This is a genomic window from Ciceribacter thiooxidans (assembly GCF_014126615.1).
Lineage (GTDB): Bacteria > Pseudomonadota > Alphaproteobacteria > Rhizobiales > Rhizobiaceae > Allorhizobium > Allorhizobium thiooxidans.
In genome coordinates, this window is sequence record NZ_CP059896.1 from 2,848,401 (window position 1) to 2,871,112 (window position 22,712).

17 protein-coding genes are annotated in these 22,712 nt (G+C 63.9%); 7 read left to right on the forward strand and 10 right to left on the reverse strand.

The features are described from left to right. Window positions 1–69: 69 nt before the first annotated feature. Together H4I97_RS13920 and H4I97_RS13925 are read right to left on the reverse strand one after the other, a co-directional pair. On the reverse strand, window positions 70–2,601 hold the full coding sequence (locus H4I97_RS13920) for a methyl-accepting chemotaxis protein (protein WP_182305250.1): 2,532 nt from the start codon (window positions 2,599–2,601) through the stop codon (window positions 70–72). A gap of 155 nt (window positions 2,602–2,756) precedes the next feature. After that, window positions 2,757–3,626, reverse strand: coding sequence for a LysR family transcriptional regulator (locus H4I97_RS13925; protein ID WP_182305251.1), 870 nt, complete (start codon window positions 3,624–3,626; stop codon window positions 2,757–2,759). 91 nt (window positions 3,627–3,717) lie between these two features. Between H4I97_RS13925 and H4I97_RS13930 the strand changes: the two genes are divergently transcribed. Next, a complete protein-coding gene (locus tag H4I97_RS13930; RefSeq protein WP_182305252.1) occupies window positions 3,718–4,080 on the forward strand; it encodes a hypothetical protein in 363 nt (120 codons plus the stop codon). 150 nt (window positions 4,081–4,230) lie between these two features. Here H4I97_RS13930 and H4I97_RS13935 read toward each other — a convergent pair whose 3' ends face one another. After that, complete coding sequence (locus tag H4I97_RS13935; protein WP_244658786.1) at window positions 4,231–5,364, reverse strand: BaiN/RdsA family NAD(P)/FAD-dependent oxidoreductase; 1,134 nt, start codon at window positions 5,362–5,364, stop codon at window positions 4,231–4,233. 192 nt (window positions 5,365–5,556) lie between these two features. Between H4I97_RS13935 and H4I97_RS13940 the strand changes: the two genes are divergently transcribed. From H4I97_RS13940 to edd, 5 genes are all read left to right on the forward strand, one after another. Continuing rightward, window positions 5,557–6,975 carry a glutamine synthetase family protein gene (locus H4I97_RS13940; protein ID WP_378143214.1) on the forward strand — a complete coding sequence of 473 codons (1,419 nt, stop codon included), beginning with the start codon at window positions 5,557–5,559 and terminating at the stop codon, window positions 6,973–6,975. Window positions 6,976–6,983: 8 nt separating this feature from the next. After that, the gene (locus H4I97_RS13945; RefSeq protein WP_378143213.1) at window positions 6,984–8,270 is read left to right on the forward strand and encodes an NAD(P)/FAD-dependent oxidoreductase; all 1,287 of its coding nucleotides are present in this window, start codon (window positions 6,984–6,986) and stop codon (window positions 8,268–8,270) included. 574 nt (window positions 8,271–8,844) lie between these two features. Then, complete coding sequence (gene zwf, locus H4I97_RS13950; RefSeq protein WP_182305256.1) at window positions 8,845–10,317, forward strand: glucose-6-phosphate dehydrogenase; 1,473 nt, start codon at window positions 8,845–8,847, stop codon at window positions 10,315–10,317. Between the two features lie 5 nt (window positions 10,318–10,322). Continuing rightward, window positions 10,323–11,021 carry a 6-phosphogluconolactonase gene (gene pgl / locus H4I97_RS13955; protein ID WP_182305257.1) on the forward strand — a complete coding sequence of 233 codons (699 nt, stop codon included), beginning with the start codon at window positions 10,323–10,325 and terminating at the stop codon, window positions 11,019–11,021. Between the two features lie 127 nt (window positions 11,022–11,148). Beyond that, entirely contained in the window at window positions 11,149–12,966 is a 1,818-nt protein-coding gene (edd, locus tag H4I97_RS13960; protein WP_182305258.1) for a phosphogluconate dehydratase, read from the forward strand. Between the two features lie 78 nt (window positions 12,967–13,044). On the opposite strand, the gene H4I97_RS13965 is transcribed toward edd, so the two are convergent. After that, a complete protein-coding gene (locus H4I97_RS13965; protein WP_182305259.1) occupies window positions 13,045–14,250 on the reverse strand; it encodes an MFS transporter in 1,206 nt (401 codons plus the stop codon). 85 nt (window positions 14,251–14,335) lie between these two features. Between H4I97_RS13965 and H4I97_RS13970 the strand changes: the two genes are divergently transcribed. Continuing rightward, a complete protein-coding gene (locus tag H4I97_RS13970; protein WP_182305260.1) occupies window positions 14,336–15,349 on the forward strand; it encodes an AraC family transcriptional regulator in 1,014 nt (337 codons plus the stop codon). A 4-nt stretch (window positions 15,350–15,353) separates the two neighbouring features. On the opposite strand, the gene H4I97_RS13975 is transcribed toward H4I97_RS13970, so the two are convergent. From H4I97_RS13975 to H4I97_RS14000, 6 genes are all read right to left on the reverse strand, one after another. Beyond that, the gene (locus tag H4I97_RS13975) at window positions 15,354–16,676 is read right to left on the reverse strand and encodes a DUF2778 domain-containing protein (RefSeq protein WP_182305261.1); all 1,323 of its coding nucleotides are present in this window, start codon (window positions 16,674–16,676) and stop codon (window positions 15,354–15,356) included. A 270-nt stretch (window positions 16,677–16,946) separates the two neighbouring features. After that, window positions 16,947–17,354 carry a hypothetical protein gene (locus tag H4I97_RS13980; RefSeq protein ID WP_182305262.1) on the reverse strand — a complete coding sequence of 136 codons (408 nt, stop codon included), beginning with the start codon at window positions 17,352–17,354 and terminating at the stop codon, window positions 16,947–16,949. Window positions 17,355–17,486: 132 nt separating this feature from the next. Then, window positions 17,487–18,578 (reverse strand): ABC transporter ATP-binding protein, encoded by a 1,092-nt coding sequence (locus H4I97_RS13985; RefSeq protein WP_182305263.1) that lies wholly within the window; start codon window positions 18,576–18,578, stop codon window positions 17,487–17,489. Window positions 18,579–18,596: 18 nt separating this feature from the next. Next, window positions 18,597–20,252, reverse strand: coding sequence for a beta-galactosidase BglA (gene bglA, locus H4I97_RS13990; RefSeq protein ID WP_182305264.1), 1,656 nt, complete (start codon window positions 20,250–20,252; stop codon window positions 18,597–18,599). Window positions 20,253–20,291: 39 nt separating this feature from the next. Continuing rightward, window positions 20,292–21,455 carry a carbohydrate ABC transporter permease gene (locus H4I97_RS13995; RefSeq protein WP_182305265.1) on the reverse strand — a complete coding sequence of 388 codons (1,164 nt, stop codon included), beginning with the start codon at window positions 21,453–21,455 and terminating at the stop codon, window positions 20,292–20,294. Between the two features lie 15 nt (window positions 21,456–21,470). Then, entirely contained in the window at window positions 21,471–22,712 is a 1,242-nt protein-coding gene (locus H4I97_RS14000) for a carbohydrate ABC transporter permease (RefSeq protein WP_182305266.1), read from the reverse strand.

Below are 22,712 nucleotides of genomic sequence, written 5' to 3' on the forward strand. Positions count from 1 at the left end.
ACTTGCCCGCGCGAGGCCCCGGTGGAGGAAATCCGGGATCTGCGCGGGCTCATTTTTTCCGTGAACCGATCAGGCCGCCGTGCGAGCCACCCGGTGCTCTTGAGAGCGACCGTCGATCCGAAACTGCCGAACAAGGCTCAGCAGCGCATCGGCCTCGGAGGCGAGCTGGCTGCTCGCCGCACTCGTCTCCTCGACCATGGCAGCATTCTGCTGGGTCATCTGGTCCATCTGGTTGACCGTATCATTGACCTCCGCAAGCGCCGCCGCCTGGTCCTGGCTGCCGCGGGCAATCACCTCGACGTGCTGGCTGATGGACATGATCTGCTCGCCGATGCGCGTTAGGACCTCGCCCGTCTGCTGGACGAGACGCGAGCCGCCGCCCACTTCGGTGGCTGCGGTGTTGATCAGGTCCTTGATCTCCTTCGCCGCTGAGCCGGAGCGCTGGGCAAGCTCGCGCACTTCCTGCGCGACGACGGCAAAGCCCTTGCCGGCGTCTCCGGCGCGGGCGGCCTCGATACCGGCGTTGAGCGCGAGCAGGTTCGTCTGGAAGGCGATGTCCTCGATCACATCGATGATCTGCTCGATCTTCTGAGATGCGTTCTCGATCCGGCCCATGGCCGAAATCGCGTTGTTGACAACCTCCGCGGAGGCGTCGGCGCTGCCGCGGGTCGCAACCACGATTGCGTTGGCCTCGCGGGCCCTTTCAGCCGACGAGCGCACGGTCACGGTGATTTCCTCGACAGCGGCCGCCGTTTCCTCCAGAGAGGCTGCCTGTGCTTCCGTCCGGCGCGAGAGTTCGGCCGCGGACTGCGACATCTGCTGGCCATTGCCCTGGATCAGCGACACGTTGGTAATGATCGTCCCGATCGTGTCCTGGAGGCGGGTCAGCGAACGGTTGAAGTCGTTGCGCAGGTCCTCGAGCCGGCCGACGAAGGGTGTCTCGATCGTCGCCGAGATATCGCCGTCGGCGAGCCGCCCGAGGCCGGCGGCAAGCGCGTTGACGGCGAATTCGATCTGCCGGTCGATTTCCTGCTTTTCGAGATCGTTGCGCTGCCGTTCGGCCTCCGCCGCGGCACGTTCCTGTTCGCTTTCCGCCTCGATGCGGATCTTGGCGAGCGCATTCTCCTTGAAGACGCCGAGCGCACGGGCCATCTCGCCGATCTCGTCGGCGCGGGCGTCGCCGTTGACGCCGGCATCGAGGTCGCCGGCCGCCAGCCGCCGCATGGCCGCGGTGATTTGCGTGATCGGCCCCTTGAAGGTGACGACGAGTCCGATGCCGGCGAAGACCGCGATCAGCACGCCGAGCATCGTCGCCGTCGCCGAGATGCGGTTGGCCTTGTCACGTTCGGACCCCGCCACCTCGCGCTGCAAGGCGGCAAAGGCGGTGAGGTTGGACCAGATCCCGTCGATATCGCTTGCGGCCGCCTTGAAGGATTCGGCTCGCTTCACGGAGAGCCCTACGAGGTCGCCGGCACGCTTGGCAATCGAGTCGACGAGCGGCAACAGCGCCGCCACCTTGTCGTGGGCATCCTTGGCGACGGCCGGATCCGAGGCAAACCTGTCGGCATCCGCACGCAGACCGTCGAGCGCGGTCTTCAGCCGCGAGAGGTTCTCTTCCTCAGGGGCTCCGAGGAAGCGCGAGGCGCGGGAATCCACCGTGTTGACCGCATCGGCGAGCTTCTGGGTCGCAGCAAGCAGCGCCGTCGCCTCGGCCATCGGCCGGTCGAGCGTACCGAAGACGCGCGTCGCCTCGCGCGATTTCACCGTCGAAGCGCCCTGCAGCTTGATGCCGGCCGGACGCAGGAGGTTGATCGCACGGTCGACGGTACCGATGGTTCCGTCGTTGACGACTCCGAGGTCGAGCTGTTTCTTAACCACTGCGACGCCGTCGGCGATTGCATTACCGAGAGCGACCTGGTCAATCGGCAGGACACTGGTGATGTCCGCGCTCGCGGTCGCGAGGTCCCCGAACTCCTTCTTGAGCAGATCCATCTTCTCCTGCGGTGTCGTCAGCATGTTGTAATCGGTGACGATCTTGGAGATGAGGGCGGCGCCGCGGTTGAGCTTCTCCGCCTGACGCAGCAGGCCCTTGGCCTTCGACTCGTCGGCGGCGAGCGTCTCACGCACGGTCGTCGCATATTTGATGAGTTCGCCGCGGGCTCTCATCAGGGCGGCGAGGTCACCTTCCAGTCCGGCGCGTAGCTTGACCTCGTCCTGATGCAGGCTCCAGAGGTTGGCCGCCTTGGCGCCGATCGCATCGGTTCCGGCGATCGCCGCATCCATCTCCGTCTGGCCTTCCAGCCCGGAAAGGCCGGCATGGGTATCCTTCAGCGCGGCCGACTGCGTTGCGATTTCTTCGTCGAGAGCGGCTCTGGTCTGTTCGTTCGTCTCCTGCAGGAACGTCGTCATCGAGACGTAGACCTTCTTGAACCCGCTCAGCGTCTGCAGGACGGTGTTGGAGATGTCCATACGGCCCTGCAACATGTTCGACGCATAGAGGCCGGTGAGCCCCACCGCCGAAATGCTCACGACGAACGGAAAGATGAAGACGAGAACCTTGGTCTGGATCTTGAAACGCGCCAGCAGACGATCGACCAGCATCAGCTTACCCCCATGAGTTGCCGTGTTCGATCACAAGGACCGAACCTGACGTTTGCCCCTGAAATGCTTCTCTCATGAGGGGCTGAAGAAATTCTGAACGGGATGCTACTAAAGTAAGGGGACAGACAGGTCCGGGGACTGCCCGACCACGGAAATCAGGCCAGCGGACGCTTCCCGCAGAAGAGCTCCTCATGCGCCTTCAGGAGTTTCGAAAGGCGATCTGCGACCGTCCGAATCTCCCGCCGATGGCGGTCGTCGTTGTTCATCACGATCCACTGGCGGTGGCGCAGGTCGGCGATCTCCGGCCCGGCCCGTTCGAGCTTCGACTCGAGATCGCCGACGAAGCACGGCAGGACCGCAATTCCCGCGCCGGCAAGCGCAAGGTCGCGCAGCGAGCGGGGGCGATTGACCGTCACGACGATGTTTTCGGCCTTGTTCTCATGCGGCCAACGCAGGTAGGCGGAGATCGCGTTTTCGGTGTCGACCGCCAGCCAGCGGCCCGGTCCGTGGTCTGCGGTGTTGCGCGCCCGGTAAGGGGCGTAAGCGGTGGTGCCGGCCGGGATCTTTGCGAGGTTCAACTCCTCGGGTTCGAAGGCGCGGATGCCAATGTCGCACTCGCGGTGAGCCAGAGCCGCCCGCTGCTCGGCGATGTGGAGATCGATACGGAACGGATCGCGCTCGGTAAGCAGCGCCGGAAAATTCTCGCTGACGAGCCATGCGATCCAGGTGCCGGCAGCCAGCCTGACCAGGGCCGGAGCGGCGGCTTCTTCGCGCCACGCTTCTATGCGACGGGCCGCCGCCTCCATGTCGCTCAATTGCTCCAGCAGTTGCCGCCCGTCGCCGGTAAGGGCATAGCCGCTCTGGCTGCGCACGAAGAGCGGACGGCCGATCCGGCGCTCGAACTCGATCATCCGCCGGCCGATGGTTGCCGGGCTCAAGCCGGTCTCACTGGCCGCACCGGAAAGGCCGCCGTGCCGGGCAACGAGCAGGAAAATCTGGTAGGCGTCCCAGGATGCATTTTTCATGGATGAAAAACGTAATGCATTCTCGTCGGTTTATGAAGCAAATTTGGCGCTATAGATAAGTGGATGTGTTTCATCCAGAGGAGATACATCCATGTACGAATTCGCAGGATTGCTGCTCGCCCGCCTGGTTTCGTCCCATACCGCCGCGCGGCGGCCGACGCTCGCAGAGGAAGATGCCTTTTACGCGCACTACGGCGAGGCTCCGTGGCAAAGGGCTCGCAAGATCTTCGCCCGGTGGTCCGGCCGGGCGAAGACAGCCGCCGCGGACGGGGAGGAAGAAGCCGCCTCGTCCGGAGGCAGCGTGGTGGCAATGCCCTGTCGCCTACAGGGCGAGTACGGCGAAGGCCATCAGAATGCAGCAGGCGGCAAAGCCGAGGGCGGCCGTGCGCCGAAGAAGAACGCGGCGGTCGTCCTGCGCCCTGGCAATGGCGATTGCGCGTGCTCTGCGATTTGACTGTCTCATCACTGCTACCCCACGAATACTGTTGAGCAACCTAGTTCACGGTTGTCGCGGTTCGCCACCCGACAAGATGTCGCAACGACGATCGTCGTATCCCGTCGGACGAGCATGCGCCCGCCCCGTTAACAAGTGCTGAAAAGCGTATCACACGCTCTCGCCGGCGGCATGGCCGGAGGCCCAGGCCCACTGGAAATTATAGCCGCCGAGCCAGCCGGTGACATCGACACATTCGCCGACGAAATAGAGGCCCGGCACACGCTTCGCCATCATCGTCTTCGAGTCGAGCTCCGCCGTATCGATGCCGCCGAGGGTCACTTCCGCCGTGCGATAACCTTCAGAGCCAGCCGGTTTGATCGCCCAGCCATGGAGGAATGCGGCAAGCGCCTCCAGCGCCTTGTCCGACAGATCGGCGAGCGGCCTGTCGACGGCAAACCGTTCGACGACATATTGCGCAAGCCGTTTCGGCAAATGCCGGGCGAGTACGGTCTGTACCGCCTGCCGACCGTTTTCGCGCTTCGCCGTTTTCAGCAGCGCGGCAAAATCAACATCCGGTTCGAGTGACAACGTGATCTCGTCACCTTCGCGCCAATAGCTCGAAATCTGCAGGATCGCCGGCCCGCTCAATCCTCTGTGGGTGAAAAGCAGCGCCTCACGGAACGCCGTCTTGCCGTGCCGTATCTCGGCATCGACGGAAACGCCGGCGAGCGGCGCAAGCTCGGCAAGTAGCGCCGGATCGAGCGTGAGCGGCACGAGGCCGGGGCGCGTCTCGGTCACCTTGAGGTCGAAGTCGGCGGCGACACGATAGGCGAAGCCGGTCGCGCCCATCTTCGGGATCGACTTGCCACCCGTCGCGATCACCACGGAAGCGGCGCGGATTTCTCCGACCGTCGTTTGCAGCCGAAAGCCACCCTCGCCCTTTTCAACCGCGGAAATCTCGACGCCGAGCTGCAGTTCCACACCCGCCGCCCGCATCTCGTCGAGCAGCATACGGATGATGTCCTTGGCGCTGTCGTCGCAAAAGAGCTGGCCGAGCGTCTTCTCGTGCCAGGCGATCCCGTGGCGGTCGACCATGGCGATGAAATCAGTGGGCGCGAAGCGGGCGAGTGCGGACTTGGCGAAATGCGGGTTTGCCGAAAGGAAGTTCTTCGGCCCAGCATGGATGTTGGTGAAGTTGCAGCGCCCGCCGCCCGAAATGCGAATCTTCTCCCCCGGCGCGTGCGCGTGGTCGAGCAGCAGCATCCGCCGGCCGCGCTTGCCGGCGACGAGCGCGCACATCATGCCTGCGGCACCCGCCCCTATGACAGCAACATCAAATATACGCGCCAAGTCCCGGCCCTCTGACAAAGAAGACCTGTGTTTTCGATCGGCGCCGCAAAGTCAACGTGGTTTCCCCCCTCGCCAATTTACGAAGTCCGGTTATGATGGCGCCATCAACAACCAAACCGGTGAGACATGCCTGCAAAGAAAACAATGCTCAGACCCCACGGCGCGGCATCAAAAAAGGCAAGCATTCCTCCGGACATCCAGTCGACCCGCGGCGTAAAGACGTGGAAGGATGCCACCGCATGGCTTCGCGCGCGCGGCATCGAGGACATCGAATGCATCACGCCGGACCTCGCCGGCGTTCCGCGCGGCAAGATGATGCCGACCTCGAAGTTCACGGGCGACACGTCGCTCGCGCTGCCTTCGGCGCTCTACCGCCACACGATCTCCGGCGAATACCCGGAAGAGAGCGGCCAGTTCCGCTACGAGCCGCGCGACAGCGACCTGAAGCTCGTGCCCGACCTTTCGACACTTTCCGTCGTGCCATGGGAGACCGACCCGACCGCGCAGGTGATCTGCGACGTCGTCGGCTCGAACGGCGAGCAGGTCTCCTATACGCCGCGCAACGTGCTGAAGAACGTCATGCGGCTCTACGAGGAGAAGGGCTGGCGACCGGTCGTCGCACCGGAAATCGAGTTCTACCTCGTCGCCATGAACGACGACCCCGACTATCCGCTGCATCCGCCGAAAGGTCGGTCGGGCCGGTCGATCCTCGGCGGTCAGGGCTATTCGATCGCCGGCATCAACGAGTTCGACGAGCTGATCGATGACATCTACCACTTCTCCGAAAAGCAGGGGCTGGAGATAGACACCCTCATTCACGAGGAGGGGCCGGCCCAGCTCGAGATCAACCTGCGCCACGGCGATCCGATCGAGCTCGCCGACCAGGTCTTCCTGTTCAAGCGGACGATCCGCGAGGCGGCGCTGAAGCACGGCATCTACGCGACCTTCATGGCCAAGCCGATGCAGGGCCAGCCGGGTTCGGCCATGCACATCCACCAGTCCGTCGTGGACAAGGAGACCGGCAAGAACATCTTCTCCAATCCGGACGGGTCGGCGTCGAAGGAATTCTTCCATTTCATCGGCGGCATGCAGGCCTTCGTGCCGAAGGCGCTGGTCATGATGGCGCCCTATGTGAACTCCTATCGTCGTCTGACGCCGGACATGTCGGCGCCCGTCAACAATGCCTGGGGCTACGACAACCGCACTACTGCCTTCCGCGTGCCGGTGTCGAACGCCGCCGCCCGCCGGGTCGAAAACCGCCTGCCGAGCTCGGACGCCAACCCGTACCTCGCGCTCGCCGCCTCGCTCGCCGCCGGCTATCTCGGCATCGTCAGGGGCGCGGATCCGACGGAAGCCTCCGAAGGCACCGCCAACGAAGGTTCGGTCGAGCTGCCGCGCGGGTTGCTCGAGGCCGTATCGGTGATGGAAGCCGAACCGGCGCTGGCCGAGGTGCTCGGCGAGGAGTTCATCGGGCTCTATGCCGGCGTGAAGCGCGGCGAGTTCGAGACCTTCATGCAGGTGATCAGCCCGTGGGAACGTGAATTCCTGCTGCTGAACGTGTGAGGGCGCCCATGACTTGGCAAAGCCCGATCGCGCCGGGGATTTCCTGGTATCAGGCAACGGTCGGCGAGCGTCCCGAATATCCGGCGCTCGACGGCTCGACCACGGCCGATATCGCCATTGTCGGCGGTGGCTATACGGGGCTGCAGGCCGCCTATACGCTTGCCAAGGGCGGCGTCTCGGTCGTCCTGATCGAGGCCAGCCGGATCGGCGACGGCGCGTCGGGGCGCAACGGCGGGCAGTTGGGCACCGGCCAGCGCGCCTATCCGGACGAACTCGAAGCCGAACTCGGCTACGAGCGGTCGAAGGCACTGTTCGACCTTGCCGAACACGCGAAAAAGTACCTCCTCGATTTCGCCGCCGAGCACCGGATCGACATGGAGTTCATGCCGGGGCAGATGAACGTCGCCCACAAGCCGGGGCACGAGAAGGAGTACCGGCACACGGCCGAGATCGCCGCGACCCGCTACGGCTATCCGCACCTGCGGTTCATGGATGCGAAGGAAACTGCCGAACGCCTCGGCTCCAGCCATTACCACTACGGCGTCCATGACAGCGGCACGGGCCACATCCACCCGCTGAAACTTGTTGTCGGGCTGGCGCGTGCGGCAAGCGCCGCGGGCGCTGCAATCCACGAGATGACGCCGGCCATTGCCATCCGGCGCGCCGGCGGCAAGACGCTGATCGACACGCCGAAGGGAACGATCACCGCAAGCCGCGTGCTGATCGCCACCAATGCTTATATCGGCAATCTCGAACCGGTCACCGCCGCGCATGTCATGCCGATCCGCTCCTTTATCGGGGCGACGGCGCCGCTCGATAAATTCCCGACCGTCATTCCTGGCGGCGAGGCCGTCGCCGACTCCCGTTTCGTCGTGCGCTATTTCCGCAAATCCCGTGACGGCCGGCTGCTCTTCGGCGGACGCGAGGCCTATACGGCCGACGCACCGCGGGACATCTCGGCCCATATCCGCCGGCAGATCGCCGAGATCTATCCGGAGCTGAGCGCGATCGAGATCACCCATGGCTGGGGCGGCTCGGTCGGCATCACCATGCCGCGCAAGCCCTTCGTTCGCGAGGTGATGCCGGGCGTCACCTCGATCGGCGGCTATTCCGGCCACGGCGTGATGTTGTCGAACTACTGCGGGAAGCTCTATGGCGAGACGGTGCTCGGCCGTTCGTCGGAGCTCGAATACCTGAGGGACCTGAGAATCCGGCCCTTCCCCGGCGGTCCGCGGCTCCGCAGCCCGCTCCTCTTCCTGGCGCTGACGTGGTATGCGTTGAGGGACAAGCTCTGAGAAGAAAGGCGGCGCCCTCAATGGCAACGGTAGAGAACGCGCCCGATCGGCCCGTCTGTGTCGCCACGGTTTTTGGAAAGGACGAGGTTGAAGTGACGCGCTCCTTTCTGAGGGCATATGGTATCAGTACCGTGGATGCCCCGGCTGGATCCTACCGAGACGAGCAATGGCCCAAAGGAACGGGGGCCTCTCCTATCCTTGTACCGGCCTCGCAGGCGCGCGATGCCGTAGACCTGCTGCGTTCGACTGAAGACGAGGATGCGGAGAGTTGCGAGGCTTCGGAGAGAGGTGCGGAAGATATGCACTCCAAGAATGAGGACGCGGGCCTCTTCATACAATGGTGGGGTCTCCTGACTGCGCCTTTCAGGTCCACCAACGATGTGGTCGCTCACGCCCAGAAACGCATCATTCATGATCTGCCCGCCGGCTCTAGCGAGGATCATGACCTCTAACATGCGCGACCGCGAATTGCTGCCGTGTGCTCCGGTCGGTGCTTTTTTCGGTTTGGCTACTGGCTTTTTTAAATCGATTAGATTAGAAACGCACCAACGTTTCCGACTGAGAGATGCCGCGCATGAGCAGCCAGATTATCCCCGTTGAGCCCTTTGACTACGTCGTCTTCGGCGGCACCGGCGACCTTGCCGAACGCAAACTTCTGCCGGCACTCTATCACCGGCAGCTCGCCGGCCAATTGACCGAGCCGACCCGCATCATCGGCGCGTCGCGCACGCCGCTTTCGGACGACGACTACCGCAAGTTCGCCGAAAACGCGCTGAAGGAGCATCTCCGCCAGGGCGAATACGACGATGCCGAGGTCGCGAAGTTCTGTGCACGCATCTTCTACGTCCCGGTCGACGCGAAGTCGCCGGAGGGGTGGGACCGGCTGAAGACGCTGCTCGACGATGGCAAGGACATCGTGCGTGCCTTCTATCTCGCCGTCTCGCCTTCGATCTTCGGCGACATTGCCGACAAGATCCGCGATTTCGACCTCATCACCAAGTCCACCCGCATCGTCGTCGAGAAGCCGATTGGCCGCGACCTCGCCTCCGCGCAGGTGCTGAACGACACGATCGGCAAGGTCTTCAAGGAAGAACAGATCTTCCGCATCGACCACTATCTCGGCAAGGAGACGGTGCAGAACCTGATGGCGCTCCGGTTCGCCAACGCGCTTTACGAGCCGCTGTGGAATTCGGCTCATATCGACCACGTCCAGATCACTGTCGCCGAATCGGTCGGCCTCGAGGGCCGCGTCAGCTACTACGACAAGGCCGGCGCGCTGCGCGACATGGTGCAGAACCACATGCTGCAGCTTCTCTGCCTCGTCGCCATGGAAGCGCCGAACTCGATGGATGCGGAAGCCGTCCGCGACGAGAAGCTCAAGGTGCTCCGTTCGCTAAAACCGATCGACCCCTCGAACGTCGAGCGCCTGACGGTGCGTGGCCAGTACAAGGCCGGCGCCTCCGCCGGTGGTCCGGTCAAGGGCTATACCGAGGAACTCGAAGGCCCCTCCGACACGGAAACCTTCGTCGCCATCAAGGCCGAGATCGGCAACTGGCGCTGGGCGGGTGTTCCCTTCTACCTGCGCACCGGCAAGCGGCTCGCAACCCGTATGTCGGAAATCGTCATTACCTTCAAGCCGATCCCGCATTCGATCTTCGGTGATGCCGCCGGCCGCATCGAGGCGAACAAGCTCGTCATCCGCCTGCAGCCGGACGAAGGCGTCAAGCAGTGGCTGATGATCAAGGACCCGGGTCCGGGCGGCATGCGGCTCCGCCATGTGTCGCTCGACATGAGCTTCGCGCAGGCCTTCGACGTGCGCAATCCAGACGCCTACGAGCGCCTGCTGATGGATGTCATCCGTTCGAACCAGACGCTGTTCATGCGCCGCGACGAGGTTGAGGCCGCGTGGCGCTGGGTCGATCCGATCCTGACCGCCTGGGAAGAAACCGGGCAGAAGACACAGGGCTATACCGCCGGCACCTGGGGCCCGAGCCAGGCAATCGCGCTCATCGAGCGTGACGGCCGTACCTGGCACGAGATCGAGTAAGCGCCATGACGAGCAAGGAAAACACATTCGAAAACGGCGCAGCACTCGCGACAACGCTTGCCGCCACGGTCGCAGCCGCCCTTTCGGCGGCGGTTGCCGCGCGCGGCGAAGCCTCGATCGCCGTCTCCGGCGGATCGACGCCCAAGGCCTTCTTCGACGCCCTCTCGCGCGAGGCGCTCGATTGGGAGAAGGTCACGGTCACGCTCGTCGACGAGCGCTTCGTGCCCGCCGACAATCCGCGCTCCAACCATCTCCTGGTCGCGACCCATCTTTTGAAGAACGCCGCGGCAAAGGCCCGCTTCCTGCCGCTCTTCAGCGCGGCGGACTCGGCGGAAGAGGCAGCGGAACGTGCGACGGAAGCGGCGGCGGCACTCGCGCAGCCCTTCGACGTCGTCGTGCTCGGCATGGGCAATGACGGCCACACCGCCTCCTTCTTCCCCGGCGGCAACCATCTGGCGGAGGCGCTCGACCTTTCCCTGCCGCGGCGGGTGATGACGATGGAGGCCGAAGGTGCCGGCGAAACCCGCCTCACCTTCTCCTTCTCCGGCCTTCAGGATGCCCGGCTTCTGGTGCTTCATATCGAAGGCGCGGAGAAGAAGGCCGTGCTCGACAAGGCGCTCGCCGGCAAAGACGAGGCTGAAATGCCGGTCCGCGCGGTTCTCAATCGCGCCGCCTCGCCCGTCGAGATATACTGGGCGCCCTGACGCCCTTCTTGTCGCGTCCGCACCGCCGGCAGCCCGACTGCCGGCCGGGCCGGCGCCGAGATGAGCCCGAACGGGCGTGCGATCCTCCCTTCGCGGTCCGTTCACCCGAACAGACAGGATGATATCCATGACCGCCGACAAACGCATTGAAGCCATCACCAAGCGCATCGTCGAACGCTCTAAGGCGAGCCGCGAGCGCTATCTCGACCGCGTCCGCAGCCAGATCGCCAAGGGCGTGCATCGCTCCGTGCTCTCCTGCGGCAATCTCGCCCACGGCTTTGCGGCCTGCGCGCCGTCGGAGAAGGCGGATCTTGCCGGCGACGCCGTGCCCAATCTCGGGATCATCACCTCCTACAACGACATGCTCTCGGCGCATCAGCCGTTCGAGACCTTCCCCGCGATCATCCGCGAGGCGGCGCGCGAGGCCGGCGGCGTGGCGCAGGTGGCCGGCGGCGTTCCGGCCATGTGTGACGGCGTGACCCAGGGTCAGCCCGGCATGGAGCTCTCGCTCTTTTCCCGCGACCTGATCGCCATGGCCGCCGCCGTCGGCCTTTCGCACAACATGTTCGATGCGGCGGTCTATCTCGGCATTTGCGACAAGATCGTCCCCGGTCTGGCGATCGCAGCGCTGACCTTCGGTCACCTTCCGGCGGTCTTCATTCCGGCCGGACCGATGACCAGCGGCCTGCCGAACGACGAGAAGTCCCGCATCCGCCAGCTTTATGCCGAAGGCAAGGTCGGCCGTGCCGAACTGCTGGAAGCGGAATCGAAATCCTATCACGGTCCCGGCACCTGCACCTTCTACGGCACGGCGAACTCCAACCAGATGCTGATGGAGATCATGGGCCTGCACATGCCGGGCGCCTCCTTCGTCAACCCGAACACGCCGCTCCGCGAAGCGCTGACGCGTGAAGCCGCCAAGCGGGCGCTCGCCATCACCGCGCTCGGCAACGAGTTCACGCCGGTCGGCGAGATGATCGACGAACGCTCGATCGTCAACGGCGTCGTGGGGCTGCATGCGACCGGCGGCTCCACCAACCACACCATGCACCTCGTCGCGATGGCGCGCGCCGCAGGCATCGAACTGAGCTGGCAGGACATCTCCGATCTTTCCGACATCGTGCCGCTTCTCGCCCGGGTCTATCCGAACGGCCTCGCCGACGTGAACCATTTCCATGCCGCCGGCGGCATGGGCTTCCTCATCAAGGAGCTCCTGAAGGGCGGTCTCCTGCATGAGGATGTCCGCACCGTCTACGGCCACGGGCTTGCCGCCTACACGGTCGAACCGAGGCTTGCGGAAGACGGAACCGTTCAACGCGAGGCAGCTCCCGAAAAGAGCGCCGATCCGAAGGTGCTCGCCGCAATTGAGACGCCGTTCCAGCCGACCGGCGGGCTCAAGATGCTCACCGGCAATCTCGGCAAGTCGGTGATCAAGATCTCCGCGGTCAAGCCCGAGCGGCACGTGATCGTGGCGCCGGCGATCGTCTTCCACGACCAGCAGGAACTGCAGGACGCCTTCAAGGCGGGCAAGCTCGACCGCGACTTCGTCGCCGTCGTCCGGTTCCAGGGCCCGCGTGCGAACGGCATGCCGGAACTGCATCGCCTCACTCCTCCGCTCGGCGTGCTGCAGGACCGCGGCCACAAGGTGGCGCTCGTCACCGACGGCCGCATGTCCGGTGCGTCGGGCAAGGTGCCGGCGGCGATCCATGTGACGCCGGAGGCGAGCAACGGCGGGCCGATCGCCAGGATCCGCAACGGCGACATGATCCGTCTGGACGCTGTCGCTGGCACGCTCGAAGTGATGGTCGACGCGGCCGAGTTCGACGCCCGCCCGGCGGTCACCGTCGATCTCTCCGAGAACGAATTCGGTCTCGGACGCGAACTCTTCGCCACCTTCCGCCGCACCGCCGGCCCCGCCGACCAGGGCGCCAGCGTTCTTTACTGAGCGTCAACGCGACGCGCTGAACGCATGAGGAAGGGCGGGTCACACGGACCCGCCCTTCACCTTCTTCCAAACCTGATCTCAGACTGCCACAGGCACCGGCGCCCGTGAGCGTACTCCGACAAGGATACTGAAGGCGGCGAGGATCAGCACGATCCCGCTCATGGCGGTCGTCGCCATGCCACCGCCGAAGTCGAAGACCACGCCGCCCAATCCGGCGCCGAGGCCGATCGCGAAATTGATCGAGGCGACGAAGAGGCCCCCCGCACTTTCGGCCTCGTCCGGCACGGTGCGCGCAATCCAGCTCGACCAGGCCACCGGCACACCGCCGAAGAACAGACCCCAGAGCACGACCGCAAGAACGTCGAAGACCGGATTCGTACCGATCGCGACGATCGCCACCGCCAGCGTGCCCATGAGAAGCGGCGCCATGACCAGCGTCAGGCGCAGGCTCTTCTGCACGAGCCTGCCGGCCAGAAGCGTGCCGAGAAAATTGGCGACGCCGAAGCCGAGCAGAATCGTCGAGATAGAGGCGATCGAAAATCCGCTGCCGCTCTCCAGATAGGCGCGGAGATAGGTAAAGAAGACGAAGTGGCCGCCGAAGACGAGGAGCACGGCCAGCATGCCGAGACCGATACCCGGTCGGCGGAGCACCTCGACCAGTGTGCCGAGTTTTGCCGTACCGGTCGGACGCAGGCTCGGCAGGGTCAGCCACTGCGCCAGCAGGGCCGCGAGCCCCAGCGCGGCGGCGAGCAGGAAGACGTCGCGCCAGCCGATGAGGTCGCCGAGATAGCTACCCACCGGCGCCGCGAGCACGGTCGCGACCGACACCCCGCTCATGAGGATGGCGAGCGCCCTCGGCACGAGGACCGGCGGCACCAACCGCATCGTGACGGCGGTCGACATGGCCCAGAATCCGCCGAGCGCCACTCCGAGAAGCACACGGCCGAAGAGCAGCAACGGCAGGCCCGGCGCGAAGGCGACGAAGAGGTTGGAGGTGACCAGCAGCGCGGAAAAGAACATCAGCAGTTTGCGACGATCGGCACTGCGCGCGGCAGCGGTAATCAGCAGACTGGTGACGAAACCGAAGAGCGCGGTGGTCGTCACCGCCTGCCCGGCCGAACCCTCGCTGATCGCGAGATCTGCCGCGATGGGAGTGAGGAGGCTCGCCGGCAGGAATTCGGCGGTCACCAGGCTGAAAACACCGATCGTCATGGAAGCGACCGCCGACCAGGCCGGCACTTGCCGCCCGCCTGCACCGCGGTCGTGATTGGTCGTGGAAGTCATCGGTTTGTCCTTTCGCGATGGGAGGAGTTACACCGCAAGAAAGCTAGGCTGGACTCTCCGGACTTTCTATGTCACATAGTCCGCTATGCTTGATCGAAAGTCCGACAATTCAGCTCCGTCCGGCTTACTCGACACGGACCTCGTCAGCGAGCTGCTGCTCGGCATGCGGCTCGTGGGCGTCGACTACCGCCGCATCGAGCTCTCGCCACCATTTGCCTATGCCTTCGGCGACGGCGACAGTCGCGCCAAATTCCTGTTCGTGGCGCGTGGGTCGATCGCGTTGCGAGCGCCGAGCGGCGTGCTGCACGAAATGAAGGCCGGTGATGCGGCGCTTCTGCCGCGTGGCGGCCTTCACGTGATCGGTTCATCACCGGACGTTTCCCAACCCTGCACCGAGCTCGCCTCGCTACGGCGGGAGCCTCTCTGCTCGATGGTGAGCGACATCAGGGCTTGCGATGAAAGTGCCTGCAGCGAGAAGGAGCCCGTGCTGATCTTCTCCGCCTGCATGGATTTCGATCTCGGCGGCATGCACCCTCTCGTGGCGCTGATGCCCGAGGTCATGCGTGTGGGCACGATCATGGTGCGCTATCCGGAGATCCTGCCGATGCTCGAGGCGATGGCACGGGAAGTCAGCCAGGGCCGCGCCGGCTATGCGGGCATTCTCGCCCGCCTCGCAGATGTGGTCGCAGCCTCCATCGTCCGAGCATGGGTGGAATGCGGATGCGGCGACGCGACCGGCTGGATCGCCGCGCTGCGCGATCCGCGTCTCGGGCGCGTGCTGGTCGCACTCCATCGCGAGCCCGGTCGCGACTGGACGCTTGCGGAACTGGCGAAGCTCATGGGCGCATCACGCTCCGTCTTCGCCGAACGTTTCCTTGCGGTCACCGGCATGACGCCGGTGCGCTATCTCACCGAGCTGCGTATGCGGCTTGCCGCACAATGGATCAGCCGCGACCGCATGCCGATCGAAACCGCCGCCCATCGGCTGGGCTACGGTTCGCAGGCGGCCTTCTCACGGGCCTTCAAACGGGTGACCGGGCGTTCGCCCGGTGCGATCGCCGGCGAGGCGAGACAGGAGCGGACCCGCATCGCGGTGTAGTCCCTCAGAGCATCGCCATGTAGCGATTGAGGTCGGCCATCCTTGGTACGACGATCAGGGTCTTGACCTCGCCGCGCTTGAAGGCCTTCAGGAAGCGATTGTAGTCGTTGAAGACGACGCAGCCGGAGGAGTCGCCGCGCACCCTCAGGAGGTAGGTGTGGGTGAGAAAGCCGTCACGGCCGAACATCTTGGCGTCGCCGACCGGCGTCATACGGATCGCCTCGACCCCGTGAAAGCGGGACTCGCGCATGCGCAGGCTATAGACATTCGGCGGCGTAGAGCCACGGTTCTTCACGTGCACGTATTTCGGATTGTCGCGATAGGAACCGCGGCCGGAATGAGCCTCGAGCCTCTCGCCGTTCGGCATATGGACCACGCCGGCGGAGATGTCATAGACGGCAATACGGTTGCCACGGCCGGGGAGCTGCGCCTTGCGGCCGAAGATCGACGGGCGATCCTCGTCCTCCTCGATGATCGACTTCGAAGGCTTGGCATAGGTGAGGAGCGGCGACTTCGCCGGTTTGGTGTCTTGTTCGACTTCGGCCTTGGCGGCGGGCGCCGCGATCCGTGGGCGCGCAGCGGGCAGAGGCCCGTCTTCCGGCAAGCCATTGTCGATTTCCTCGCCGCCGGCAAGCACATCGCCGAAGGCATCCTCGACCAGCGCGCTATCGACCGTCTCGTGTGCCGAGGTGGGTGCGGCATAGGCGAGCGCGGTTGCCGTACCGTTTGCGGCAGGGATCGAGCCCGTGGTGAGTTCGTCATTGGTCGCGGCGGCGGAGGCCGTCATCTGCGCCTTGGCGAGTATTGCCTGCTCCTTTTCGAGCTCGGCCGCAAGCGCAAGTCTCGCCACCCGCTCACCGTCGGCGCGAGCGAGAGCCTTCTTCAGCACGGCCAGCGCCTGCTCGTCCGGGGATACGCCGACCCGCGACCAGTCGAGACGATCGGACTTGTCGACGGAGGCAAGGCTCATCGCATCGGGAAGGACGGCGAACTCGACATCATCGGTGCCAGCAACAGCGGCAGCGATCCGCATCTTCGCCGCCTCGATGGCGGCCGGAGGCGCCGGCGGACGGGAGGTCTTGGAAGGTGTGGCAGCGGCGAGCGCGGGATCGTGGAGCATGAGGGCGAGCCCCGCTCCGGTGCCGCGCCGATATCCGGCTTCATCGGAGCCGCCCATGGTGTGGACCGTCGCAATGACCGCCGTGGTCCAGAGCGTCGCCACCACACCGGCGCTCAGGAGTCCGGCGACGATGAGAGACTTGCGCGACAGGCCGCCGCTTCGAAGGGCACTGTTCTGATGGCGACGCAACTTACTCGACGACGACATACTCTTACTCGCTACCGGACACAAAACTCATCCGCCGCTCCTGCCCAGCAACTTTGCCGAATTGATGATCCGGTTGTGGCCAAAGGGGGGCAGCGCCTTTCGGACAAGCTAAACTATGAAGAAAGTTGGTAACCAAGAGGTTTACGCGCCGAGAAGAAGTGTGTCGCAGCTCAGAAACCGGGCTCGGGCGTGCCAAGCCCAGAAAGCGGAAGGCCGTGCACAGGCACGGCCTTCCAATTGTTTACGATCACATCGAAGCGACCTGGAACTTTACCAGGAACGTATGTCGAGCACCTTGTCTCGATGGGCCGGATGAGTCGAGAAGACGAAGATCCGGTCGAGCTCCTTCTCTGACAACAGACGGAGGAAACGGACCTCGATCGTATTGTTGACGAAGACCTTCATCAGGACACAGCCGATCTTTGAAATCCGCGCATCGGGGATATCGAGGTAAAACTGCTGCGGCAGCGTGTACTGAGTCAGCAGGCCGAGGATAGCGCTGCTTCGGGAAATCCGGATGACGTCGCAGCGCCGCGCCGCCATGTGCATGACGCCCTTTTCGGTATACTCGATGCGCGCGGCATTGCGGGTGTCTTCCATGCGGAACCGCCCTTCGCGGTCGTACATGAAGGATTCTTCCCGTTGCAGGTAATTCACGCCACCCGAAAAGCTTCCCATCTCGGTTCCCCTTCACATGTCTGAAGGAAAAATAGCTCTTCTAGGTTTAACAGAACGTGACGTGGCAAAGGCTCGGCGGTGGGTTCCGTCCCGGTTCTGCATCATGGCAAACGAGAGGTTAACGTCGCGTGGTCAACCCTTGTAGTAGCTGTGCCCGCTCTCGTCGAAGAGATGCAGTTTCGGCCGGTCTGCGGCGAACCGAAGCGTAGCGCCCTTCGTGATATCGACGACGCCGGGCAGCTTGACCGTGATCGGTTCATCCTCCACCGGACCATCGACGTAGAGCAGCGTGACTTCGCCGAGCGCCTCGACGAGACTCACCCTGCCCTCGAAAAGCTGGGCCTCGCCGTCCGCGACGCTGAGGTCCTCGGGCCTGACGCCGAAGCTCGCCTTCTTCCCCTTGTCGGCGGCCGGCGTCTCGATGTCGACCGAAACCATACTGCCGTCCTTGAGCGCGATCGTCGTCGTCTTGCCAGTTTCCACGATCGTTGCCGGCATGATGTTCATGGCCGGCGAGCCAATGAACCGCGCGACGAAGAGATTGGCCGGGTGCTCGTAAAGCTCGAGCGGCGCACCGACCTGCTCGATGCGGCCCGCCGACAACACGACGATGCGGTCGGCAAGCGTCATTGCCTCGACCTGGTCGTGGGTGACGTAGATCATCGTGGTATCCGGCATGCTCTCGTTGAGCTTGGCGATCTCGATGCGGGTCGCCACGCGCAGTGCCGCGTCGAGGTTCGAGAGCGGCTCGTCGAAGAGGAAGACCTTGGGATCGCGGCAGATCGCGCGGCCGATTGCGACACGCTGGCGCTGGCCGCCGGAGAGTGCCTTCGGCAGCCGGTCGAGATAAGGACCGAGTTGCAGGATATCGGCGGCAGACCGCACCCGCTTGTCGATCTCGTCGCGAGGCAGGCCCGCGATCCGCATGCCGAAGGCCATGTTGTCGTAGACCGTCATGTGGGGGTAGAGCGCATAGGACTGGAAGACCATTGCGATGCCCCGCTTCGATGGCGGGACGTCGTTTACGACCTCGCCGTCGATGACGAGTTCACCGGACGTCACCTCCTCGAGCCCGGCGATCATGCGCAACAAGGTCGACTTGCCGCATCCCGACGGACCGACGAAGACGATGAACTCGCCCTGCTCGATCTCCAGGTCGATGCCGTGCAGGACCTTGACCTGTCCGTAGTTCTTGCGGATATCCTTCAGTACGAGGCCTGCCATGAACTCCCCCTCTCTCGGTCAGCTGCGACGCGCGAAGAACGCGCCCCAAGCCGGAAGCTTGATATTGCCATCGATGACTTCGGCTGCGAAGCCGTGCCCTTCGAGCGCCGTCCAATCGCCGGACGGCAGCGGCAGTGCCGCCGCCTCCGGACTCATGTTGAACGCACAGAGGACGGTTTCGTCGCCGAAAATGCGGCTGTAGGCGAGCGCCGTCTCGCCGATCGTATGAAACTCGACCGCGCCCTTGACGAGTGCCGGGTGCCCGCGGCGGAACGCAAGGAAGCGGCGGTACTGCTCGAGCACGGAATCCTCCCGGCCCTCCTGCACGCTCACCGCATTCAGAACATGCTCGACGGGGATCGGCAGCCAGGTCCTGGCAGCGGTGGAGAAACCCGCCTGGGCCGCGAGATTGTCCCAGACCATCGGTGTGCGGCAGCCGTCACGGCCCTTGAATTCCGGCCAGAACTCGATGCCGTAAGGATCCTGCAGGTCCTCGAAGGCAATGTCGGCCTCGGTGAGTCCTAGTTCCTCGCCCTGATAGATGCAAACCGAACCGCGTTGGGTCATCAGGATGGCAGCCATCAACTTGGCGAACGCGGTGCGGTCGGCAACGTCGGCACCCCAACGGCTCACGTGACGCACGACGTCGTGGTTGGAAAAGGCCCAGCAAGCCCAACCTTCCGGCGCGGCAAGCGCGAAGGCTCTCTGGGTCTCGGCGATCACCTTCGGCGTCAGCGGCTCGGGCGCCAGGAACTCGAAGGCGTAGCACATCTGCATCTTGTCGTTGCCCGAGGTGTACTGGCCGACGATCTCCAGCCCGTACTGGCTGTCACCCACCTCGCCGACGGCGGCGATCGCAGGATACTCCTCGAGCAGCGCACGAAAACGCCTCAGGAATTCGAGGTTTTCCGGCTGGTTCTTGTCGTAGAGATGATCCTGGAAATTGTAAGGATTGACCGCCGGCGCGGTGGAGGCGTTGCGCCGCTCCGGGGCGAGCGGTGGATTGTCGCGCAGAAGCTTGTCGTGAAAATAGAAATTGATCGTGTCGAGGCGAAAGCCGTCGACGCCCCGCTGTAGCCAGAAACGGGTGGCATCGAGCACCGCGTCCTGGACCTGCGGGTTGTGCATGTTGAGGTCCGGCTGCGAAGTCAGGAAGTTGTGCATGTAATATTGCATGCGGGTCGGGTCCCACTGCCAGGCGGACCCGCCGAAGATCGACAGCCAATTGTTCGGAGGTGTGCCGTCCGGCTTCGGATCCGACCACACGTACCAGTCTGATCTCGCATTGATGCGACTGGAACGGCTTTCGACGAACCACGGATGCTTGTCGGACGTGTGCGAGATGACGAGGTCGATCATGACCCTGATGCCGAGGCGATGGGCCTCGGCGATCATCGCGTCGAAATCGGCCAGCGATCCGAACATCGGATCGACGTCGGTGTAGTTCGAGACGTCGTAGCCGAAATCCTTCATCGGCGAGGTGAAGAAGGGAGAGATCCAGATGGCGTCGGCACCGAGGGCTGCGATGTGCGGCAGGCGCGCGGTGATCCCCTTGAGGTCTCCGATCCCGTCGCCGTTCGAGTCCTGGTACGAGCGCGGATAGATCTGGTAGATCACCGCGCCGCGCCACCAGTCCTTGTCGGGCGAAAGCGTCGCCTCTGTCATTACGGTCATTTCTCTTCCTTCAGGATTGTACATTTCGTCCGCCGCCGCTCAGCCGCCCTTGACCGAGCCCGCAAGCAGACCGCGAACGAGATAGCGCTGCATCGCGAAGAAGACGGCCAGCGGCACAGCCATGGAAACGAAGGCGGCCGTCGCCAGGATTTCCCAGTTGCCGCCGCGGGTCCCGAGAAGCTCGACGATCTGGTTGGTCATCACGGTGGTCTCTCCGGTGGCATCGATCAGGAAAACCTTGGCCACCAGGAGATCGTTCCAGGTCCACAGGAACTGGAAGATTGCGAAGGATGCGAGCGCGGGAAATGAAAGCGGCAATATGATGCGCGTGAAGATCTGGAAATCGGTGGCGCCGTCCACTTTCGCGCATTCGATGATGTCGCGCGGCAGGCCGACCATGTAGTTGCGGAGCAGGTAGATCGCCAGCGGCAAGCCGAACCCGGTATGGGCGAGCCAGACGCCGAGATAGCCCTTGCCGATACCGATGGCGAGATGCAGCCGGAGGAGCGGGATCAGCGCGAGTTGCAGCGGAACGACGAGCAGCGCGACGACGGCGGCGATCAGCAGTGCGCGGCCCGGAAACTCCATCCAAGCGAGCGCATAGGCCGCGAAGGCGGCAATCAGGATCGGGATGATCGTGGCCGGTATCGTGACCGTCAGCGTGTTGAAGAAGGCATTGGCCATCGAGTCCGTCGTCGACCCGGAAAGCAGGACATGCCGATAGTTATCCAGCGTAAACTTCGGCGGCACGGTCGCGGTCACGAACAGGCGCGGACCACGGCTGCCGGTGAATTCGACGCTGCTCTCGACACGGTAGTCACCGTTAGCCTGAAGCGTGACGCGGCCGTTCTCGCCGAGATCGGCGGTTTCGCCCGGCACGTACTGGCTGATGGCGCGCGACGACGTTCCCCAAGCGGAAATGTTCATCTCGGCGGATGCTTTGTTGTCCGCGAGAATATTGCCAGAAAGGACGTAGAGGCTACCTTCCTGCTTCTGCGCGGAGGGTGCGGCGGTGCGCAAGACGAGGTTCTGCTCTTGGGGAAACAGGGAACTCCACCAGCCGCTGCTCGCGATCTGGTCCGCGGTGCGAAAGGACGAGATGAAAAGGCCCGCCGTCGGCAGCAACCAGAGCACGACGAGAACGAGAACCGAAATGTGGACCGCCCATACGAGGCCGGATTTCTTTCCTGCAACCGATGCCATTGTTCCAGCCCCCGCTCAGCGCATTTCTTTGCGCGCGTTGTAGACGTTCCAGACCAGGATCGGCAGCACCAGCAGCATGATGACGATGGCGCTCGCCGAGCCGACGCCCCAGTCATTGGCGCGGAACAGCTTGTCGTACATGTAATTGGCGAGAACCTGCGTCTGCCACTGGCCGTTGGTCATGGCATAGACGATGTCGAAGATCTTGAGGACGACGAGCGTGATCGTGGTCCAGACGACGACCACCGTACCCATGATCTGCGGCACCTTGATCTTGAAGAAGATCTCGAAATCATTGGCGCCGTCGATGACGGCGGCCTCAACCGTCTCTTCCGGTATCCCGCGGAGTGCGGCCGAGAGGATCACCATGGCGAATCCTGTCTGGATCCAGATGAGCACCACCATCAGGAAGAAGTTGTTCCAGAACGGAATGGTGAGCCAGGTCTGGGGCTGTCCATAGGGGAAGTCGTAGACAAAGAGCGAATAGACGGAGCGAAGCGAAAGATAGCAAAGCCAGGCGCCCGCGACGGTGATGGCGATGCGCACCGGCACGCCCCACCACGAGCTTCCGCCATGATAGCCCACGCCCCATACCAGCGGCCGAAGCGCCTGATAGATTCCGTAGATCACGAAGACTGCGAAGGCGAGCAGGATCAGCACCGGCAGAAGACGCAGCACGAGGAGGGATCCCCAGCCGCCGTCGAAAGAGAGCCAGATCGCATTGAGAATACCGATCTGTTCCTGTCCCGCAGGCCGCGTATCGTAGACCAGCTTGAAGATGACCGAAGCGCCGACGAAGGAAATCGCCATCGGCATGAAGATCAGCGACTTCGCCAGACTACCCCACGAAATGCGGTCGGTGAGTTGGGCGGCAAGCAGGCCAAAGGCGGTGGATGCCGCCGGCACCACGATCAGCCAGAGCATGTTGTTGCTGATTGCCTCCCAGAACTTGGGCTCGTTCGCCATCCGCTCGTAATTGGCGAACCCCACGAAGGCGCCGCCGGCGCTGCGATCGGTGAGCGAGAGCCACAAGGTCGCGAAGACGGGATAGGCGAGATAGAGGCCGAGCGCGAAGAGCGCGGGAAACAGGAAGAGCCACGGCCGGACCATGTTGGCCCGGTTGATGTTGCGCCCGGCCTTTGGGCCGGAGGCGGGGAACAGAACACGGTCGAGGAAAACGTTCGACAGGTAGAAATAGGAGACACAGCCACCGACACCGATGACGATCGTTATCAAAGCCTGCAATGCTGGATGCAT

Coding starts and splice junctions, on each gene's coding strand:
- H4I97_RS13985 (WP_182305263.1), bottom strand. CDS start 18,578: ATGGCAGGCCTCGTACTGAAGGATATCCGCAAGAACTACGGACAGGTC.
- H4I97_RS13995 (WP_182305265.1), bottom strand. CDS start 21,455: ATGGCATCGGTTGCAGGAAAGAAATCCGGCCTCGTATGGGCGGTCCAC.
- H4I97_RS13930 (WP_182305252.1), top strand. CDS start 3,718: ATGTACGAATTCGCAGGATTGCTGCTCGCCCGCCTGGTTTCGTCCCAT.
- H4I97_RS13975 (WP_182305261.1), bottom strand. CDS start 16,676: ATGTCGTCGTCGAGTAAGTTGCGTCGCCATCAGAACAGTGCCCTTCGA.
- H4I97_RS13940 (WP_378143214.1), top strand. CDS start 5,557: ATGCTCAGACCCCACGGCGCGGCATCAAAAAAGGCAAGCATTCCTCCG.
- bglA (WP_182305264.1), bottom strand. CDS start 20,252: ATGACCGTAATGACAGAGGCGACGCTTTCGCCCGACAAGGACTGGTGG.
- zwf (WP_182305256.1), top strand. CDS start 8,845: ATGAGCAGCCAGATTATCCCCGTTGAGCCCTTTGACTACGTCGTCTTC.
- H4I97_RS13980 (WP_182305262.1), bottom strand. CDS start 17,354: ATGGGAAGCTTTTCGGGTGGCGTGAATTACCTGCAACGGGAAGAATCC.
- edd (WP_182305258.1), top strand. CDS start 11,149: ATGACCGCCGACAAACGCATTGAAGCCATCACCAAGCGCATCGTCGAA.
- pgl (WP_182305257.1), top strand. CDS start 10,323: ATGACGAGCAAGGAAAACACATTCGAAAACGGCGCAGCACTCGCGACA.
- H4I97_RS13920 (WP_182305250.1), bottom strand. CDS start 2,601: ATGCTGGTCGATCGTCTGCTGGCGCGTTTCAAGATCCAGACCAAGGTT.
- H4I97_RS13970 (WP_182305260.1), top strand. CDS start 14,336: ATGCTTGATCGAAAGTCCGACAATTCAGCTCCGTCCGGCTTACTCGAC.
- H4I97_RS13935 (WP_244658786.1), bottom strand. CDS start 5,364: ATGATGTGCGCGCTCGTCGCCGGCAAGCGCGGCCGGCGGATGCTGCTG.
- H4I97_RS13965 (WP_182305259.1), bottom strand. CDS start 14,250: ATGACTTCCACGACCAATCACGACCGCGGTGCAGGCGGGCGGCAAGTG.
- H4I97_RS14000 (WP_182305266.1), bottom strand. CDS start 22,712: ATGCATCCAGCATTGCAGGCTTTGATAACGATCGTCATCGGTGTCGGT.
- H4I97_RS13945 (WP_378143213.1), top strand. CDS start 6,984: ATGACTTGGCAAAGCCCGATCGCGCCGGGGATTTCCTGGTATCAGGCA.
- H4I97_RS13925 (WP_182305251.1), bottom strand. CDS start 3,626: ATGAAAAATGCATCCTGGGACGCCTACCAGATTTTCCTGCTCGTTGCC.